This is a genomic window from Pseudomonas sp. MNR3A, assembly GCF_009650575.1.
GTDB lineage: Bacteria > Pseudomonadota > Gammaproteobacteria > Pseudomonadales > Pseudomonadaceae > Aquipseudomonas > Aquipseudomonas machongensis.
This window is the reverse complement of sequence record NZ_VZZS01000016.1, coordinates 26,354-44,929: the sequence shown is the minus strand read 5'-3', so window position 1 is coordinate 44,929 and position 18,576 is coordinate 26,354. Positions and strand designations below refer to the sequence as shown.

Annotated in this window: 20 protein-coding genes; 9 read left to right on the top strand and 11 right to left on the bottom strand. The window is 62.8% G+C overall.

What is annotated here, in order from left to right:
- Nucleotides 1–21 precede the first annotated feature (21 nt).
- The gene (locus F6X62_RS11910; RefSeq protein WP_125929863.1) at nucleotides 22–1,128 is read right to left on the bottom strand and encodes a polyamine ABC transporter substrate-binding protein; all 1,107 of its coding nucleotides are present in this window, start codon (nucleotides 1,126–1,128) and stop codon (nucleotides 22–24) included.
- A gap of 119 nt (nucleotides 1,129–1,247) precedes the next feature.
- Complete coding sequence (locus F6X62_RS11905) at nucleotides 1,248–1,931, bottom strand: metallophosphoesterase (RefSeq protein WP_153773608.1); 684 nt, start codon at nucleotides 1,929–1,931, stop codon at nucleotides 1,248–1,250.
- 75 nt (nucleotides 1,932–2,006) lie between these two features.
- On the opposite strand from F6X62_RS11905, the gene F6X62_RS11900 reads away from it, so the two are divergent.
- Together F6X62_RS11900 and F6X62_RS11895 are read left to right on the top strand one after the other, a co-directional pair.
- Nucleotides 2,007–2,519: a DUF3016 domain-containing protein gene (locus tag F6X62_RS11900; protein ID WP_153773607.1), complete on the top strand. Its 513-nt coding sequence runs from the start codon at nucleotides 2,007–2,009 to the stop codon at nucleotides 2,517–2,519.
- Nucleotides 2,520–2,587: 68 nt separating this feature from the next.
- Nucleotides 2,588–2,830: a hypothetical protein gene (locus tag F6X62_RS11895; protein ID WP_063544858.1), complete on the top strand. Its 243-nt coding sequence runs from the start codon at nucleotides 2,588–2,590 to the stop codon at nucleotides 2,828–2,830.
- A gap of 4 nt (nucleotides 2,831–2,834) precedes the next feature.
- Here F6X62_RS11895 and F6X62_RS11890 read toward each other — a convergent pair whose 3' ends face one another.
- Together F6X62_RS11890 and F6X62_RS11885 are read right to left on the bottom strand one after the other, a co-directional pair.
- A complete protein-coding gene (locus F6X62_RS11890; protein ID WP_153773606.1) occupies nucleotides 2,835–3,332 on the bottom strand; it encodes a methylated-DNA--[protein]-cysteine S-methyltransferase in 498 nt (165 codons plus the stop codon).
- Between the two features lie 85 nt (nucleotides 3,333–3,417).
- Nucleotides 3,418–4,224, bottom strand: coding sequence for a lipopolysaccharide biosynthesis protein (locus F6X62_RS11885; protein ID WP_153773605.1), 807 nt, complete (start codon nucleotides 4,222–4,224; stop codon nucleotides 3,418–3,420).
- A 314-nt stretch (nucleotides 4,225–4,538) separates the two neighbouring features.
- Between F6X62_RS11885 and F6X62_RS11880 the strand changes: the two genes are divergently transcribed.
- The 4 genes from F6X62_RS11880 to F6X62_RS11865 are packed head-to-tail and all read left to right on the top strand — an operon-like array spanning nucleotide 4,539 to nucleotide 8,604.
- Entirely contained in the window at nucleotides 4,539–5,762 is a 1,224-nt protein-coding gene (locus F6X62_RS11880) for an SfnB family sulfur acquisition oxidoreductase (RefSeq protein WP_054891371.1), read from the top strand.
- Between the two features lie 9 nt (nucleotides 5,763–5,771).
- On the top strand, nucleotides 5,772–7,145 hold the full coding sequence (locus tag F6X62_RS11875) for an LLM class flavin-dependent oxidoreductase (protein ID WP_153773604.1): 1,374 nt from the start codon (nucleotides 5,772–5,774) through the stop codon (nucleotides 7,143–7,145).
- Entirely contained in the window at nucleotides 7,142–7,807 is a 666-nt protein-coding gene (locus F6X62_RS11870; RefSeq protein WP_153773603.1) for a methionine ABC transporter permease, read from the top strand. Before F6X62_RS11875 ends, F6X62_RS11870 begins: the two co-directional genes overlap by 4 nt.
- A 26-nt stretch (nucleotides 7,808–7,833) precedes the next feature.
- The gene (locus F6X62_RS11865) at nucleotides 7,834–8,604 is read left to right on the top strand and encodes a MetQ/NlpA family ABC transporter substrate-binding protein (RefSeq protein WP_153773602.1); all 771 of its coding nucleotides are present in this window, start codon (nucleotides 7,834–7,836) and stop codon (nucleotides 8,602–8,604) included.
- A 56-nt stretch (nucleotides 8,605–8,660) separates the two neighbouring features.
- Here the strand turns inward: F6X62_RS11865 and F6X62_RS11860 are convergent, their stop codons facing one another.
- On the bottom strand, nucleotides 8,661–9,158 hold the full coding sequence (locus F6X62_RS11860; protein WP_153773601.1) for a hypothetical protein: 498 nt from the start codon (nucleotides 9,156–9,158) through the stop codon (nucleotides 8,661–8,663).
- Nucleotides 9,159–9,527: 369 nt separating this feature from the next.
- Here F6X62_RS11860 and F6X62_RS11855 point away from each other — a divergent pair, with 369 nt between their 5' ends.
- From F6X62_RS11855 to F6X62_RS11845, 3 genes are read left to right on the top strand one after another with little or no spacing between them, the layout of a single operon-like run.
- Entirely contained in the window at nucleotides 9,528–10,361 is an 834-nt protein-coding gene (locus F6X62_RS11855) for an oxidoreductase (protein ID WP_153773600.1), read from the top strand.
- 52 nt (nucleotides 10,362–10,413) lie between these two features.
- Nucleotides 10,414–11,322, top strand: a complete 909-nt coding sequence (locus F6X62_RS11850; protein WP_178117554.1) for an AraC family transcriptional regulator — start codon at nucleotides 10,414–10,416, stop codon at nucleotides 11,320–11,322.
- A complete protein-coding gene (locus F6X62_RS11845; RefSeq protein ID WP_153773598.1) occupies nucleotides 11,306–11,698 on the top strand; it encodes a hypothetical protein in 393 nt (130 codons plus the stop codon). Before F6X62_RS11850 ends, F6X62_RS11845 begins: the two co-directional genes overlap by 17 nt.
- Nucleotides 11,699–11,701: 3 nt before the next feature.
- On the opposite strand, the gene F6X62_RS11840 is transcribed toward F6X62_RS11845, so the two are convergent.
- The 6 genes from F6X62_RS11840 to eutC all read right to left on the bottom strand — a co-directional run bounded on the left by F6X62_RS11840 (nucleotide 11,702) and on the right by eutC (nucleotide 18,546).
- Nucleotides 11,702–13,087 carry an aspartate aminotransferase family protein gene (locus F6X62_RS11840; RefSeq protein ID WP_153773597.1) on the bottom strand — a complete coding sequence of 462 codons (1,386 nt, stop codon included), beginning with the start codon at nucleotides 13,085–13,087 and terminating at the stop codon, nucleotides 11,702–11,704.
- A 22-nt stretch (nucleotides 13,088–13,109) separates the two neighbouring features.
- Nucleotides 13,110–14,582, bottom strand: coding sequence for an NAD-dependent succinate-semialdehyde dehydrogenase (locus F6X62_RS11835; protein ID WP_153773596.1), 1,473 nt, complete (start codon nucleotides 14,580–14,582; stop codon nucleotides 13,110–13,112).
- Between the two features lie 154 nt (nucleotides 14,583–14,736).
- Nucleotides 14,737–15,216, bottom strand: coding sequence for an Lrp/AsnC family transcriptional regulator (locus F6X62_RS11830; protein ID WP_065862861.1), 480 nt, complete (start codon nucleotides 15,214–15,216; stop codon nucleotides 14,737–14,739).
- An 85-nt stretch (nucleotides 15,217–15,301) separates the two neighbouring features.
- The gene (gene doeB, locus F6X62_RS11825; protein WP_054891359.1) at nucleotides 15,302–16,303 is read right to left on the bottom strand and encodes a N(2)-acetyl-L-2,4-diaminobutanoate deacetylase DoeB; all 1,002 of its coding nucleotides are present in this window, start codon (nucleotides 16,301–16,303) and stop codon (nucleotides 15,302–15,304) included.
- A gap of 4 nt (nucleotides 16,304–16,307) precedes the next feature.
- Nucleotides 16,308–17,498: an ectoine hydrolase DoeA gene (gene doeA / locus F6X62_RS11820; RefSeq protein WP_153773595.1), complete on the bottom strand. Its 1,191-nt coding sequence runs from the start codon at nucleotides 17,496–17,498 to the stop codon at nucleotides 16,308–16,310.
- A 55-nt stretch (nucleotides 17,499–17,553) separates the two neighbouring features.
- Nucleotides 17,554–18,546: an ectoine utilization protein EutC gene (gene eutC, locus F6X62_RS11815; protein ID WP_125929849.1), complete on the bottom strand. Its 993-nt coding sequence runs from the start codon at nucleotides 18,544–18,546 to the stop codon at nucleotides 17,554–17,556.
- Between the last annotated feature and the right edge of the window lie 30 nt (nucleotides 18,547–18,576).

The window sequence follows — 18,576 nt, the reverse complement described above, 5'->3', positions numbered from 1 at the left end:
GCGAGGATCGTTCGAAAGTGTTCAGAAACCGGTCTTGACCGTGCTCCAGACCCGCGTGATCGCACGCATGTCCTTGGGCGTCTGGGTCTTTTGCGCGAACAGCCGTTCGCGGGTCTGGGCATCCGGGTAGATCGCCGGGTCCTGGCGGATATCGGCCTGTACCAGAGCGGTGGCCGCAGCATTGCTGTTGGCGTAGTGGATAAAGTTGGTCACCTTGGCCATGGTCTGTGGCTGCAGCAGGAACTCGATGAAGCGATGGGCGTTGCTGACGTGCGGCGCATCTTTGGGGATGTAGAGGTTGTCGAACCAGATCAGCGAGCCTTCCTTGGGAATGAAGAACGCCAGCTTGATAGCCTTCTTCGCCTCCACCGCACGCGCCTGGGCGGTGGCGTAGTCGCCCGACCAGGTCAGGGCCAGGCACACATCGCCGTTGGGCAGGCTGGTCAGGTAGTTGACCGAGTCGAACTTGCGGATATAGGGGCGGATGCCCAGCAGCAGCTGTTCGGCAGCCTTGAGGTCCGCCGGTGCGGCGCTGCGCGGATCCTTGCCCAGGTACTGCAGGGCCAGTGGAATCACTTCGGTGGGGGCGTCCATCAGGGTCACGCCGCAATCGGCGAAGCGCGAAACAATGGCCGGGTCGAATAGCATGGCCAGCGAGCCGATCGGTGCGTCGGGCATGCGCGCCTTGATCTTGTCGACGTTATAGGTAACGCCGGAGCTGCCCCAGGTGTAGGGCGCCGAGTACTTCAGGCCAGGGTCGTAACCTTGCAGGTTGCTGACCACCTGCTCGTCGAGGTTGTGCCAACTGGGCAGTTGCTGTTTGTCCAGGGCCTGGAACACGCCGGCCTGGATCAGCGGCGGTACCAGCGACGCATTGAGCATGACCAGGTCGTAGCCGGAGCGGCCGGTGAGCAGTTTGGTCTGGACCGTTTCATAGCCATCGAAGGTGTCGTAAACCACTTTGATACCGGTGGCCTTTTCGAAGTCGGCCAGGGTGGTTTCACCAATGTAGTCAGTCCAGTTGTACAGCCTGAGCGTGTTGCTGCTGTCCCCCTCTGCCGCTGCCTGCACCAGTGCCGTCGAGGACACCAGCAGCAGACCGCCAATCACCTTCAGTGCCTTGCGCATAGCAACTCCATCGTGTGACTGCTCCGGATTGAGCCGATGGGGTCACTATGGGAGGTCTGGCTGGCTGCAGACATACCCCGAATGTGTGGGTGGTCGTTTTTGGGTAGGTCGCAGATGTGTCACTCGTTGATCAGCGTCAGCGTGCCGATATCCAGCAGGCTGAAAAAACCGCTGCTCCAGCCACCGGTATCCAGGTGCCACACGTTGCCCAATACCTTGTGCGTGAGCACCGGGGTGTGGCCGACCAGCAGCGCACGCAGCCCTTGGATGGGTTGGCTATCGCCGCTCTTCAGGCGCCGGCGCGACCATTGGCAGACCTCGCGCACGGCAGGGTCGTCCCTCGTCTGCAGGCAGGCGCGCAGCTCAGCCCAGTCGGCGAACGGACTGTCTGCATGCAGCATGCCGACCAACCCGTGGGCAGTCTGTACTTCGAGCGCGACCGGCAGACGTTCGAACTGCTCGACGAAGCGCGCCTGCTCAGCCTTGGGCAAATCGAGAAACCAGCCCCCGCCAGCCGCACGGTACATGTCCAGATCCACACGGCCACCGCGATATCGGCTGATGGCCAATGCTTCGTGATTGCCCTGCACGGCATGAAACCAGGGTTGTGCCAGCCAGTTCAGGGCGTCTTCGCTGGCCGGGCCCCGGTCGATCAGGTCACCGACACTGAACAGCCGATCAACCTCCGGATCGAATGCCGCCTGCTCGAGCGCGGCCTGCAGGCGTTGGAAGTGCCCGTGGATATCGCCGACCGCCAAGTCGCGCCCTTTGTCGTTGGCAGCTAGCTGCCGAAAACGCGCCATTACATCATTCCTCTGCTGTGTCGCCGGCGCCAGGCGTAGAATGGAGAGCCAACGAGCCCGTCGCGGAGGTGCATCATGCGCTCTACCCTAGCCTGTGCTGCACTGATGGTGCTGGCATACGACAGCATGGCACAAGGCATCCCGCCCGCGCAGGTCCAGGTCAGCTTCGATCACCCGGAAAAATTCCGCGATGCCAGCCTGAACAGCCCCGGCTATGAGCGCGGCGCCGACCCAGAAGTGATGAAGGCACTCACCCGGCACCTGGAAAAACTTGGCCAGCGCTACCTTCAGCCCGGTCAGCGAGTACACATCGACATCCACGACATCGACCTGGCCGGCCGCTACGAACCCTGGAACAGTCAGGCCTACAACGTACGTTTCATGCGCGAAATCACCTGGCCGACCATCGACCTCAGCTACACCCTCGTTCAACCCGGTCAGCCCGAGCGCAAGGCCGAGGAACGCGTCAGCGACAAGATGTACCTGAGCCGCCCAGGCCGCGTGGGCAGCAGCGATCGCCTGTATGCCGAGAAGGCCATGCTCGATGACTGGTTCCGCCAGCGTTTCGCTGCACGGCCGGCGTCCTGAGTTTTGCTGGTTAACGGCGAGCGGCTGAGGGTATCCTCTCCCTTTGTATCACCCAAGGAAGGATCCCCGTGAAGTACCTGCTGCTGGCATTCGCCAGCTATGCCTCCTGCTACTACCTGGTTGGCTTGCTGATTCGCGGCAGGCTGGCAGACATCGCCGAAGGGTTGCGCCATCGCCCGGATGCACCGACACCCGGCCAGTACCTGCGTGAGGTCGAACGCCATGCCCGACGGGCGCAGCGGCACTACAGCCTGTTCGCAGGCTCGGTGCTCGCACTGGTGCTGTGCGCATTGGCGTGGTGGTTGAGCTGAGCGCTCAGAACAGCGACAGGCTCTGCCTGCCCTCGAGCGCCAGCAGATACTGCTTTGCCGGCAACCCGCCAGCAAAGCCAGTCAGGCTGCCCGAGGCACCGATCACCCGATGGCAGGGTGCGATGATCGAGATCGGGTTGCGCCCATTGGCTGCCCCTACCGCACGCACTGCCGTGGGGTTGCCGATCTGTTGGGCGATATCGCTGTAGCTGCGAGTCTGGCCGAAAGGAATGGTCAGCAGCGCCGCCCAGACCTGGCGCTGGAATTCAGTGCCATCGAAGTCCAGCGGTAGCTCGAAGCGCTGCCGCTGGCCGGCGAAATACTCGCCTAACTGACGGGCAGCTTCCCGCAGTACGGGCGCCTGGTCATCACGGTGCAGTTCGCCAAGGCGCACCCGGTTGGCACGCTCCTCTTCCCATAGCACGGCGGCCAGGCACTCGCCACGGGCGACCAGTGTCAGGGTGCCGACTGGCGATGACATGAGGGTGAAAGCGCTGGACACAGGCAACTCCTGATGCTGGCTGGCGACCCCCGGCACTCTACCTATCGCGCGATCGTGCTGCATCCGCTTTCTTGACGTGCAATGCTCACACCACGGCCGTCGCTCGCGCCGCGAGGGCGCGGGCCTGCTGCAGGTCGATCCTGGGGATCAATGCCGGGGGGATGCGTGAGCGGGTCGAGAGGTTATGAACGCGGAAGCGCTCACCCACCACTTGGTGCGCCATCAGAGTCAGTGACGGCAGGATACGACTTTCCCAATGCTGGTCGAGGCCGCAGGGCGAGCGCTTGCCGCCGTTGGTCTCATAAAAGCGCCCTGCCGACTGGTTCAGATCCACGCCGACCAGTAGCACATCATCGAAGCCCAGGTGGTAGGCCAGTTGCAGGGCCACAAATGCCACGGTCCGGGCATCGAAGAACCCGTACGACAGGTTCCTGCTGAAACCGATCGAACGCGCCCGCTTGCTCCACAGCGTGCGGTTTCGCGCATAGCGTCCATCGCCGAGCCCCAGCCATTCGCTGAACGTCGGGTCCAGGGCCTTGAGCAGCGGGTAGCGCTCGGTGTCCTCAGGCAGGTCGAACAGATCGAACTGCTCCGGCCACAGCGCCAGTCGCGGACTGGTGTGCAATGCCGTGGCAAAAAGCTCGGGTTGCTGGTTGCAGAAATCCTTGTCGGTGCAAATGTAGAAGAACGGACGCACATCCGTGCCCACCAGCATCGAAATGGAGCCATTCATGGCGATGATCGGGACGCTGGCAAAATCTTCGAGCGGAAAATCTTTCGCTGACGCACCTGACGCCAGGATCACCACAGGGCCTTTCTGGGTATTGCGACACGCCTCAAAGCTGGAGAACGCCCCGCGTGCAGCCTCTGACTGCGACGGAAGTTGGTTCATGGGTCTGGCCAATGGTGTAGGTCTTTTCAGAATACAGTTGTTCACAATTCTTAAACGGTTTTTTACATAACCCTTACACAGACCCGAGGGGATGAATGTTGTAGGCAAGCGAGGCTGCAACGCGGGTCGGCATGTACGGCGACATGTTTCCCTGGCAACTGTCTGACCAGCAACACCTGGCCAACAGTTGATTGCCCAAAGGGCGACACCTCCCGCATAAAACAATTTCAAGCCATTGATTTTATTCAAATAAAGTCGCTGGCACGGTTTCTGCTCCGGTGAGCTGTGTACACGCACAGTTTCCCGAGGAACCCATGTCCACGCCTGCCGTCTCAGCCTCCTACGACATCCGCCAGCCGGATGCCCATGTCATCCGCGACGATGCCGAAGCCATCGCCGTTGCCCACCAGATCGCCGCGCTGCTGCGCGAAGGCGCTGCCGAGCGTGACCGACGCCGAGAAGTCCCTGCCGATGTGGTCGATGCCTATTCCAACAGCGGTCTGTGGGGCATCACCGTGCCACGTGCCTACGGAGGTGCCGAAGTGTCCTTCGCCACCCTGGCGCAGGTGATCGCCATCGTCTCGGCCGCCGACCCTTCGCTTGGCCAGATTCCACAAAACCACTACTGCCTGCTAGAAGACATCCGCCTGCAAGGCACCGAAGAGCAGCGGCGCTTCTTCTTCGACTTGGTGCTCAAAGGCCATCGTTTTGCCAATGCACTGTCGGAAACCGGTGGCAAGACCGTCCAGGACATCCGGACCCGCCTGGTTGCCGAAGCCGACGGCTACCGCATCGACGGCCGCAAGGGCTACTGCACCGGCTCGCTCTATGCCCACTGGATCGGCGTCCTGGCCCTGGACGAACTGGACCGGGCGCAACTGGCCTTTGTGCCACGTGGCACTCCTGGGCTGGTGGTCGTCGACGACTGGAACAGCATGGGCCAGCGCACCACCTCCAGCGGCACCGTGCTGCTGGACGGATTGCGCGTGCCCGCATTCAACCTGTTCCCCAGCTACCGCTCCTACGAGCACCCTACCCTCGCCGGACCCTTCGCCCAACTGACCACTGCGGCGATTGACGCCGGTATCGGCCGCGCGGCGCTGGACGACACCATTGCCTTCGTACGCGACCATGCCCGTCCGTGGATCGATGCCGGTGTTGAAAAGGCCAGCGAGGATCCGCTCACCATCATTCAGATCGGCTCCCTGGAGATCCGCCAGGAGGCCGCCGAGGCCCTGCTCGAGCGCGCCGGCAAGGTGCTGGATGCCGCCAAGCCTGCGCCGAACGAAGACAACGTCGCCGCTGCCTCGGTGGCGGTGGCCAAGGCCAAGGTGCTGACCACGGAGGTGTCGATCGAGGCCAGCAATCGCCTGTTCGAACTGGGCGGGACCCGCTCCTCGTTGCTGCAGCACAACTTTGACCGGCACTGGCGCAATGCCCGGGTGCATACCCTGCACGATCCCGTGCGCTGGAAGTACCACTTGGTCGGCAACTGGGCCCTGAACGGTATCCGTCCCACGCGCCACGACTGGAACTGAGGCCGCGCCATGACCAAGCAGATCCGTCTCAATGCCTTCGCCATGAACACGGTCGGGCATCTGTCGCCTGGGCTGTGGCGCCATCCGCGCGACCAGGCGACGCGTTACACCGATATCCACTACTGGGTCGAACTGGCCCAGACCCTCGAGCGTGGCTGTATCGACGGCCTGTTCCTCGCCGATGTGCTGGGTGTCTATGACGTCTACGGCGGCAATGCCGACGAAGCGCTGCGCAGCGGCGCCCAGGTACCGTTGAACGACCCGCTGCAATTGGTACCGGCGATGGCCGCAGCCACGCGCCACCTGGGGTTTGGCGTCACCGCCTCGGTGTCGTTCGAGCATCCCTTTCCCTTCGCCCGGCGCATGAGCACCCTCGATCACCTGACCCAGGGCCGTGCCGGCTGGAATATCGTGACCTCCTACCTGTCCAGCGGGGCACGCAACCTTGGCCAGCCTGAACAGCTGAGCCATGACCAGCGCTACGCGCTGGCCGAGGAATACCTGCAGGTCTGCTACAAGCTTTGGGAAACCAGCTGGGAAGAGGATGCCGTGCGCGCCGATCGTACCAGCGGAGTCTACACCGACCCGAGCAAAGTCCACGGCATCGAGCATGACGGCACCTACTTCAAGGTCCCTGGTTTTCACCTCAGCGCCCCGTCGCCACAGCGCACACCCGTGCTCTACCAGGCAGGAGCATCCAGCCGAGGGAGAGCCTTTGCCGCAGCCAACGCCGAATGCGTGTTCGTTGCCGCACCGAGCAAGACCGTGCTGAAGAAGCAGGTGGCCGATCTACGTGCCGCAGCGGTCGCCGCCGGGCGCAAGGGCTGCGACATCCTGATCCTCGAACAGCTCACGGTGATCGTCGCTGAAACCGACGAGGCCGCGCAGGCCCGTCTGCGCGAGTACCGCGAGTACGCCAGTGCCAGCGGCTCGCTCTCGCTGATGTCGGGCTGGACCGGCATCGACTTCGCTGCCTACAGCCCCGACCAGATTCTTCGCGAGGTGCCCAGCGAAGCCATCCAGTCGGTGGTCGAGGGCTTCACCCGCGCCGACCCGACGCGGACCTGGACCGTTGCCGAGATCGCCGAATACTGCTGCCTGGGTGGCGACGGCCCGCTGCTGGTCGGATCGCCCTCGACCGTCGCCGATCAGTTGCAGGCCTGGGTCGAAGACACCGACGTGGACGGCTTCAACCTGTCCAGCGTGGTCGTGCCGGAAACCTTCGTTGCCGTGGTCGATCTGTTGGTCCCTGAACTGCAGGCCCGCGGCCTGTTCAAGCGCGAGTACGCCGAAGGCAGCCTGCGCAACAAGCTGTTCGGCCAAGGTGATCGCCTGCGTGCGCCCCATCCAGTGGCTGCGTTGCGCCAGGAGCGTGGACGATGAACGCGCTGTTGGCCAACCTGGACTGGAGTGAAATCGGCCTCGCCTGCCTAGACACCCTGAGCATGCTCGGCGCCGCGCTGGGCTTCACCGTAGCGTTGGGGCTGCCGTTGGGGGTGCTGCTGTTTCTCACCGGGCAACGCCAACTGCTGGCCAATGCGCCGGCGTATAGGGCCATGTCGGCCGTGGTCAACGTGCTGCGCTCGCTGCCGTTCATCATTCTGCTGATCGTGCTGATCCCCCTGACCACCTTGGTTGTCGGCACCTCACTCGGTGTGCGCGGCACCATTCCGCCACTGGTGGTGGGCTGTACGCCGTTCTTCGCGCGCCTGGTGGAGACCGCCCTGCGCGAAGTCGACCGTGGCGTGGTCGAGGCCACCCAGGCCATGGGTGGCAGCACCTGGCAGATCATCCGCCACACCTTGCTGCCCGAAGCCCGTACCGGGCTGATCGCCGCCGTCACCGTCACCGCCATCGTGCTGGTCGACTACACGGCGATGGCCGGTGTAATCGGTGGCGGCGGCCTGGGCGACCTGGCCATCCGTTTTGGTTACCAACGCTTCCAGACCGATGTGATGGTCGTCACCGTACTGCTGTTGATCCTGCTGGTGCAGGCCTTGCAGATGAGTGGCGATCGCCTCGTCAGACATTTCACCCGCCGTTGATTCCCGACCTTTTTCGGAGCATTCCCATGAAAAAAATCCTCGCCACCCTGGCTGCGGTCATCGCCCTCAACGTGCAGGCCAACGAGCACCTGGTCGTCGGTGCCACCCCCGTTCCCCACGCCGAGATCCTCGAGTTCGTAAAACCGGTACTGGCCAAGGAAGGTGTCGACCTGGACATCAAGGTGTTCAATGACTTCATCCAGCCCAACCTGCAGCTTGCGCAGAAGAACCTGGACGCCAACTACTACCAGTACCGTCCCTTCCTCGACGACTTCAACAAGACTCGACACACCGACCTGGTCCCGGTGGTCGGTGTGCACATCGAGCCGTTCGGTGCCTATTCGGCCAAGTACAAGAGCCTCGCGGAGCTGCCGGACGGTGCCAGCGTGGCCATTCCCAATGACCCGGTTAACACCGGTCGTGCCCTGGTACTGCTGGCCGAGGCCGGGCTGATTGAACTCAAGGACTCCAGCAACCCACAGTCGACCCAGCGCGACATCGTCGCCAACCCGCACAAGTTGAAGATCCGTGAGCTGGAAGGGGCAATGCTGGCGCGCTCGGTGAAACAGGTGGACCTGGCATTCGTGTTCGCCAACTACGCGCTGGAGGCAGGTATCGATACCAGCAGCGCGCTGATCGTCGAAAAAGGCAAGGATCTGTACGTGGAATACCTCGTGGCGCGTCCGGACAATCTGCAGGATCCCGGCATCCAGAAACTGGCCAAGGCGCTGAACTCCCCTGAAGTGCGTCAATTCATCCTGACCCGCTACAAAGGGCAGATCGCGCCTGGCTTCTGACAGCGCAACGTGGGTGCAGGGCATGCGACCTTCCCTGCACCCCGCCCAATCCCCCCTTATTGAAGGGCAACAAGCTGGGCGCGTTGCGCGGGATCAAGGTCATTGATCGAGACGATCCGAAGGGCGTCCTGCATCGCCTCCGCCACCGGCTGCCCAAGGTCGGCTGAGACCTCGTCCGGCAACTTGTACATCGCACCGGTCAGCGGATCGACGATCAGCATGCCGATAACACCGCCAAACAAGATGTTCGCCCAGTACCAACCGTCCACTCTCGAGTCGAGTTCGACCTGTCGATCCGGGTACCCCTCCCTCATGAAGCGCAACGTGTAGGTTTGGCCGCGAAAATAGCCCTCCCCCGACATCAGTGTCACGACCCCAGGGGTGCTGCCGCGATGAACGACCACCCCTGATTTGTTGATGACCTCGAAATTCGCACCCGCCGGGCTGCTCGTGACAGTCACCGGATACTTGGAGTCACTGATGATGCTGGCGCAACCCTGCAGCGCCAGGAGCGCCAGAAGCGCCCCGATAGTTCTGGTTTTGTGAAAGCACACGGAATCGTTCCTCTAGACGCTGATCGACATTGACCGAGAAAGGATTCTCCAGGGACGCTTTAGCGATGCATGCCATCCAAATAGCCATTGGCAGTAGGGGCTTTCCCAAAACTGGTTTTCTGCACGTTGTACGCATTTTTTGACACCCCGTTCACGACATTTTCACGTCGCGGCTGGCACAGTCACCCTACATCCGTGAAATACTTCGCCCGCCCTCCCCAGCGGGCTTTTCTTTGCCTGCAGCATCCCTCGCAGGATGACCACGCTCGCTTCTGATAGAAATGGGCAAGGTTTCAAGAGCCCCCGGCATAGGGACGATCAGCCAATCCACCTAGCATGCTCGCGTACTCCACACACAGGATCGCGATCATGAGTGACAGCAAGACTCTCTTTATTACCGGCGTCAGCAGTGGTTTTGGCAGTGCCCTGGCCCAGGCCGCGCTTGCTGCAGGCCATCGCGTCATCGGCACCGTGCGCAACGACGGCGCACTGACGGCATTTCAGACCCTGGACAGCGAACGCGCTCACGCGGTGATCCTCGATGTCACCGACTTCGCCCGCATAGACGCGGTGGTTGCACAGGTGCAGGCGCTTCACGGCCCCATTGATGTGTTGGTGAACAACGCAGGCTACGGCCACGAAGGCATCTTCGAGGAATCGCCACTGGAGGAGATGCGCCGCCAGTTCGAGGTCAACGTGTTTGGCGCCGTGGCCATCACCAAGGCCTTCGTGCCGTATTTTCGAGAGCGCCGGGCCGGGCACATCATCAACATCACCTCCATGGGCGGCACCATCACGATGCCGGGCATCGCCTACTATTGCTCCAGCAAGTTCGCACTGGAAGGCATTTCCGATACCCTGAGCCAGGAACTTCGCCCGTTTGGCATCGCCGTTACCGCAGTGGCGCCGGGCTCGTTCCGTACCGACTGGGCCGGTCGCTCCATGCAGCGTTCGCCGCGCAGCATCGCCGACTATGACCAGAGCTTCGACCCGATTCGCAAGGCGCGCCAGGACAAGAGCGGCAAACAGCTGGGCGATCCGCGCAAGGCCGCCCAGGCGATCCTGCAGGTCATCGCCAGCCCCAGCCCGCCCGACCACCTGTTGCTGGGCAGCGACGCACTGGGCCTGGTGCGCGACAAGCTGCAGCGCATGAGCAAGGAGATCGATCAATGGCAAGACCTGACCTGCTCGACCGATGGTTGAGCGCCAGGCAGAGGACCGGGCAGTGACACGGACCGACACCCGCAGCGCGCGCATGGTGCAGTTGCTCACGCAGCTCGCGCCGGTGGAAGGCTATAACCTCAGCGCGCTGCAAGACGTGCGCTTCCTGCGCTCGAACCGGCCGTTGAGCCATGTGCCGGTGCTCTACGAGCCCGGCATCGTCATCCTCTGCCAAGGCTGCAAGCGCGGCTACCTGGGTGACCAGGTATATGTGTACGACGCTCGGCACTACCTGGTGGTGTCGGTTCCCGTGCCCTTCACCATGGAAACCGATGCCAGCGAACGCGAGCCGATGCTGGCCATCTACATACGCCTGGACCTGCAGCTGGCCAGCGAGCTGACCCTGCAAGTGGATGAACTGCTGGGCAGCAGCAGCGAACCGCCGCAGGGCATGTACGCCTCCCCCATGGACGATGCGCTGCAGGTCACCACACTGCGCTTTCTTGAAGCCATGACCGTCGCCAGCGACGCACAGATCCTCGGCCCGGCGCTGGTGCGTGAAATCTACTACCGCATCCTCTCTGGCGCGCAGGGCGGCTCGCTGCGGGCGGCGTTGGGTCGGCACGGCCATTTCGCCAAGGTGACCCGCGCCCTGCGCACCATTCACAGCCGCTACCGGGAGCATCTGGACGTAGAGTCGTTGGCCCGCGAGGCCAGCATGAGCGTGCCCAGTTTCCATCGGCACTTTCGTAGCGTGACCAACACTTCGCCCATCCAGTACCTGAAGTCGGCCCGCCTGCACCAGGCACGCCTGCTGATGTTGCACGACGCCCTGAGCGCATCGGCAGCCGCCTTCAGCGTCGGCTACGAGAGCCCCTCGCAGTTCAGCCGCGAGTTCAAGCGCTTCTTCGGCCGTACGCCCCAGGCCGAGATCGACTGGATGAAGGCAACCTATGCACTGCCCGCCCCCTCTGGCTCACCCGTATATGTTTCGTCCCATTGAGCAAGGCGCGACTATCGCCCAACTCCTGTCCCGCCATCCGGAGAACACCACGCCGCTGAGCCCCCTGTTGCGTTGCAATGGCCTGCAGAAAACGCGGGCGCATTATCGCGAGCCCCCGGGTTTCGAGGTTGCTGATTCGCAGCAAGCGACACTGACCGTCCACCTCGACGACAACCGGATCGTGTTCACCGAGCAAGACCTGTGGGGCGCCAGACGGATGCGTTTGTTAAAACGCAGGTCCTTCCGGCAGAAAGCGCACAAAATTGTGAATCTCGTCAAAACCTATAGCGCCCACATCATCTCCCCGCCCCCTTATCTCGACGCGCGCAAAAAACCCGCCCATCACTCCATGGGCGGGTTTGTATGTTCACCCTAGGATTTAGCCCAACAGCTCATTGGCCACTTGATCAATGGCACCCTTGGTGATGTTCACAATCAAGTCCGCTTCAGCCTCGGTGAGAATCAATGGCGGGGCGAAGCCGAGGATGTCGCCATGGGGCATAGCCCGGGCGATCATGCCGTGCTCAAGGCAGGCCGCCGAGACTTTCGGGCCGACCTTCAAGGCCGCATCGAAGGGCGTGCGCTGTTCACGGTCGGCCATGAATTCGACGGCCGCAAGCATGCCTTCGCCGCGCACTTCACCCACCAACGGATGACCTTCCAGGGTTTCGCGCATCCGGCGGTTGAGATAGGCACCCACTTTGTCGGCATTTGCCGTGAGGTTTTCCCGCTCCAGGATGTCGAGGTTGGCCAGGGCCGCCGCCGCACAAATCGGATGCCCGGAGTAGGTCCAGCCATGCCCCATCGGGCCGTGGGACTCGGAGGCTTTCTCGATCACATCCCAGACTTTTTCGCCGACGATCACCGCCGAAAGCGGCGCATAGGCGCTGGTCAGGCCTTTGGCCGTGGTGATCAGGTCCGGACGCATGCCATAACGCTGGCTGCCCATCTTCGCCCCCAGGCGACCGAAGGCGCAGACCACTTCGTCGGCGATCAGCAGCACGTCGTATTTGTTCAGCACCGCCTGAATGGCCGCCCAGTAGCCTGCCGGAGGAACGATGATGCCACCGGTGCCCATCAATGGCTCGCCGATGAACGCGGCCACAGTGTCGGGGCCTTCGGCCAGAATCATCTTTTCCAGCTCGTCGGCGCAATAACGCACGAAGGCCGCTTCATCCATGCCGGTGGGTGCCTTGCGATACCAGTGTGGGCACACGGTGTGCTTGATGCCCTCGGCCGGCAGGTCGAAATGCTGATGGAAGCTCGGCAGGCCGGTCAGGCTGCCGGTCATGATGCCCGAGCCGTGATAACCACGGTCACGAGAGATGATTTTCTTCTTCTGCGGCCGACCCAGTACATTGTTGTAGTAACGCACCAGTTTGATCTGGGTTTCGTTGGCGTCGGAACCGGAAAGGCCGTAATAGACCTTTTTCATCCCTTCCGGCGCCCAGTCGATGATGCGGCTCGACAGTTCGATGATCGCCTCGGTCGAGTGGCCGACGTAGGTGTGGTAGTACGCCAACTCCTTGGCCTGCTTGTAGATGGCGTCCGCCACTTCGGTGCGGCCGTAGCCGATGTTGACGCAGTACAGGCCGGCAAAGGCGTCGATCAATTCGCGGCCTTCGTGGTCGCGGATGCGGATGCCCGATGCGCCCGTGATGATGCGCCCCTTGAGCGCACCGCTGGCATGGTCGTGGGCGTGGGTGGAGGGGTGCATGAAGTGGGCACGGTCTTGTTCGAACAGCGGGTCGAATTCTTGGTTCATGGCTATCTCCTGGGAACGGGCCTTAGAACTGGCCTTGATGGTGCAAGCAAAAGTATTTGGTTTCGACAAAGGCTTCGAAGCCCTCGGTGCCGCCTTCACGGCCCAGCCCTGAGGCTTTCATGCCACCGAACGGGATCGGATGGCCGGTGAACTTGACGCCGTTGACCGCGACCATGGCGTGGTCGAGTCGACGGATCAGCGGGTAGATCAGATCCAGGCGATTCGAGCAAATGTAGGCCGCCAGACCGTACTCGGTGTCGTTGGCCATCTCGATGGCCTGGTCGAGGGTGTCGAACGGCATCACCCCGGCAATCGGCGCGAAGTTCTCTTCACGGTAAATGCGCATTTGCGGCGTGACGTCGGCCAGCACCGTGGGCTGGTAGAACAGCCCGCCGAGGGCATGGGCTTCGCCGCCCACCAACCGTTGCGCACCCTGTTGCAGCGCATCGGCCACGCGCTCGGCAGTCACATTTAAGGCGCCCTGGTGCATCAACGGGCCCACCTCCACCTGTTGCTCCCGCTCGCCGATCATCGCCGGACCGACCCGTAGCTCACGCACGGCCTCGGCAAAGCGTTCGAGAAACGCCGGGTAGACCGAACGCTCGACCATGATCCGGTTGGCGGCGCAGCAATCCTGGCCGGAAGTCTGGAACTTGGCGGCCACCGCGACTTTCACCGCCCGTTGCAGATCGGCATCGGCGCAGACAATGAACGGCGCGTTGCCCCCCAGTTCCAGCGAGACTTTCTTCACGTCATGAGCAGCCGCTTGCAGGACCAACTTGCCGACGCGGGTGGAACCGGTGAAGCTCACCGAGCGCACGCGGGTGTCCTGCACCAGGGTTTGCATGGCCATCTGTGGTTCACCCAGCACCACGTTGAAGACCCCGGCGGGGAACCCGGCCTCTTCCGCGAGTTGCGCCAGGGCGAATGCCGAGTAAGGGGTTTCGTGGGCCGGCTTGACGACCACGGTGCAACCGGCGGCCAATGCGGCAGCGGCTTTGCGGGTGATCATGGCCGAGGGGAAATTCCACGGTGTCAGCAGTGCACAAACGCCGACCGGTTCCTTGACCGTACCCAGATGAGCGCCGGGAATGTGGCTGGGAATGTTCTGTCCATAGAGGCGCCGGGCTTCTTCGGCGAACCACGGAATGAAGCTCGCAGCGTAGGCGATTTCACCCCGGGATTCGGCCAGGGACTTGCCCTGCTCCAGGCTGAGAATCCGCGCCAGGTCTTCCTGATGTTCCAGGATCAACGCCGCCCAGCGCCGAAGAATTGTCCCGCGAGTCTCCAGGCTCTGCTCACGCCAGTCGGCAAATGCCCGGTGCGCGGCATCCACGGCGGCGACGATCTGCGGTTGATCGAGCATCGGCACATGGCCGATCAGTTTCTGATCAGCCGGGTTGTGCACGGCGATGCTGTTGCCACTGTCGCTGTGCAACCAATGGCCATCGACGTAGCAGAGGGCTTTGAACAGCAGGGGATGTTTGTAGGTCATGGCATTCACTCCGAACCGTGTGCGTGGAGTTCATGCTAGGGCAGCGAGGCGTCGGGGAATTGCGGTTTGCAGGGGGGTGTGCAGGTGGTTTTTTCTGATTGAGCGGGATGATTCGGAGGTTTTTGCGGTGGGGCTATCCCCCGTGTTGCAGGTTTCAGTAGTCCTGAGACAACTCCGCAGGCAAGGCGCCGGCCGTCTTGATGGTCTTGGTGACGATGTAGGTGAAGTACCGCTCGATCCCCAGGTCATCGAGCAGCAACTGATCGATGAATCGCTGGTAGTGATCAATGTCAGGCGCCTGGATCATCGCCATGTAATCCACACCGCCACCGGTGGCGTAACAGAACGCCACTTCCGGCGCGTCGTTCATCCGCTGTTCGAAGCGCCGCATGTCCTGCGCGGTGTGTCGGGCCAGGGTGATTTCCACCAGTACTTGCTGGCTCTTGAACACCGCGCCCCAATCGATCTGCGCGCGGTAACCCTTGATCAGGCCGAGGGTTTCGAGCTTGCGCACGCGCTCCCAGGCCGGGGTCACCGACAGGTTGATCGCCTCGGCCAGGCTCGACTTGGTGATACGCCCGTCGCCAGCGAGGATCCGCAGGATTTTCAGGTCATAGCGATCGAGTTTGTGCATGGGCCAAGAAGCTCCTGAGTGAATGGCAACCCCTGAAGAAATCAACCCAGTGGCAGCGAGGCTGCCACTGGGCGGGGACAGTGTATTACTCCAGTATGTCCGCGATCACGGCAAGGGTATCGCCACACTGCACCAACCCCGGAAAATGCCGCGCCGCCAGCAGGCCGCCGCGCGCAGCACGATACTCCACCGGGGCCACGCCGCTGCGGGTGGCGTCGTGGACCCGGGCGATGACTTCGCCCTTGTCCACGCTGTCGCCCAGGTCGCGACACATTTCCAGCAGGCCGTCGTGTTCGCTGGCGATGAAGCAATCACCGTCCGGCATGTCGAGCATGACCGACGGCCCCCTCTGCACCTCGCCCTGAAGAATCCCCGCATGCACCAGCAAGTTACGCACGCCGCGCTCGGCAATCGCCACACTGCGCGCGGTGGAGGAACCGCCACCGCCCAGTTCCGTGGTGACGAAGACCTTGCCCTGAGACTCGGCAGCCGTGTCGTACATCGCCCCGGCATCCAGCTCCAGCATCCGCATGCTGTATGGCGCATTGAACGCGCGCATGCCCGCCTCACATCGCGCCTGCTGCTGTTTGTCCGGCAGCACATGGCAGGCGGCGAATGGCAGGAAATCCAGGGTGCGCCCGCCGGAATGAATGTCCAGCACGAAGTCCGCCAGAGGCAGCAAAGTTCGGGTGAAATAGTCGGCGATTTTCTCGGTCACCGTGCCGTCCGGCTTGCCGGGAAAACTGCGGTTGAGGTTGCCCCTGTCGATGGGCGACGTGCGTCGCCCGGCACGGAACGCGGGTGTGTTCATGAACGGAATGATGATGACCCGCCCGCTGACCTCGGCGGCCGCCAGGCCCTGAGCCAGCTTGCTCAGGGCCACCGGACCTTCGTATTCGTCACCGTGGTTGCCACCGGTGAGCAGCGCCGTCGGCCCCTCACCCCGCGCGATCACCGTGATCGGAATCATTACCGCGCCCCAGGCAGAATCATCCCGCGAATACGGCAACTTGAGAAACCCGTGCTGCACGCCTTCACGGCACAAATCCACCGTGGCGCTGATCGGGTTGGCAGGCAGATCGCTCATTGGCTCAATCCTTCACGAACAGTTGGCGTGGCACGTTGCACAGGGTTTCGACACCGGTGTCGGTGATCAGAATACTTTCGGTGATTTCCAGGCCCCAATCGTCCATCCACAGGCCCGGCATGAAGTGGAAGGTCATGCCCGGTTGCAACACGCTGGTGTCGCCAGGACGCAGGCTCATGGTGCGCTCGCCCCAATCCGGCGGATAACTGATACCGATCGGGTAGCCACAACGGCTGTCCTTGTGGATGCCGAATTTCTCCAGCACCTTGAAGAACGCTACGGCGATGTCACCGGTGGTGTTGCCCGGCTTGGCCGCTTCCAGGCCGGCGGCGATGCCTTCGACCACGGCTTTCTCGCCCTCGAGGAAATGCTGCGGCGGCTTGCCCAGGAATACCGTGCGCGACAGCGGGCAGTGGTAACGCTTGTAGCAACCGGCAATCTCGAAGAAGGTCCCCGCGCCCTTTTCGAACGGCGAATCATCCCAGGTCAGGTGCGGCGCACTGGCGTCGGCACCGGTCGGCAACAAGGGCACGATGGCTGGATAATCACCGCCATGGCCATCGGCACCCTGGATGCCGCTGCTGTAGATTTCGGCCACCAATTCGTTCTTGCGCAGGCCCGGTTCGATCCGTTCAAGGATCCGCCCGTGCATGTTTTCCACGATGCGTGCGGCAATGCGCATGTAGGCGATTTCCTGCGGCGACTTGACTGCCCGCTGCCAGTTCACCAACCCGGCCGCATCGATCAGCCGGGCCTTGGGCAGATGTTTCTGCAACGACAGGAAGGCTGCGGCGCTGAAATAGTAGTTATCCATTTCGACACCGATGGTCAGCGCGTCCCAACCACGGGCAGCGATCACTTCCCGCGACAGGTAGTCCATGGGATGCCGCTCCCGGGACTGCACGTAGATGTCCGGGTAACCGACGATGTTGTCCTGCTGCATGAACACCGTTCGCCTGGCGCCGTTGGCGTCCTGGCCGCGGCCGAACCAGACCGGCTCGCCATCCATCGCCAGCAGCACGCACTGGTGAACATAAAACGACCAACCGTCGTAGCCGGTCAGCCACGCCATGTTCGACGGATCGGTGACCAGCAACAGCTCGATGCCCTGGGCCTGCATGGCCACTCGCACCTTGGCCAGCCGCTGGGCGTATTCCTCCCGGCTGAACGGGAGATTGACGACTCTCTGAGACATGCACCTGCCCTCTTGTAGATGAAGCGGGGTAAATGACGCGCGGACAAAAAAACCCTTAGCTGCCGAACTGGACGCCCTTGCCCGCCGAGCGCGCTCGCTCGAACGCGAGATTGGCCATGGCGGTATCCTGGGCGCCGGTGCCGGTGAGGTCGCACAGGGTGACCTGCGAGGCGTCCGTGCGACCGGGGCGTTGACCGGCCAGCACCTGGCCCAATTCGGCGAAGTTCGACTCGTCGCTGACGACGCCCGCCGCGAGGGCGTGATGCAACTCGCCGAGGATGCGGGTCTGGCTCAGTCGATCGGCCACGTAGCGGTCGACCTGTGCCAGCACCTGTGGGGAGATTTCGTTCTTGTGCTCGGCATCCGAGCCCATAGCGGTGATGTGCAGACCGGGATGCAGATGGCGCACATCGATCAACGGCTCGCGACTTGGCGTGCAGGTGATGGCGATATCCACCTCGACCATGGCTTCGTCGAGGGTGGCGCAGGGCTTGACCGCCAGACCGGTGTCACGGGTCAATTCCACGCTGAAGGCCTGCGCCTTGGCCAAGTCCCGCGCCCACACCCGCACGTTGTCGATGGGGCGCACCAGGCGCAGGGCCTGCAACTGCAACGCAGCTTGCTCGCCAGCGCCGATCAGCGCCACGCTGCGGCTGTCCGATCGCGACAATGCCCGCGCCGCCACCGCCCCGGCAGCGGCCGTACGTACCGCCGTCAGGTAACCGTTATCCAGCAACAAGGCATCCAGCAGACCGGTGCGCGCCGACAACAGCATCATCATGCCGTTGAGGCTGGGCAGGCCGAGTTTCGGGTTGTCGAAAAAGCCCGGGCTGACCTTGATCGCAAAGCGCTCCAGCCCCGGCAGGTAGGCGGTCTTCACGTCCACTTCGCCGTTGTGCTCGGGGATGTCCAGACGCAGGATCGGTGGCATCGCCACGGCGGCGGTGGCCAGCAGCACGAAGGCCTGCTCGACGGCTTCGATACTGGGCAGATCAAGCGCCACACAGGCGCGCAGATCGGCTTCGCTCAGCAGGGTGATTTCACTCATCAACGGGCGCTCCCATGACGTCGTTATTGT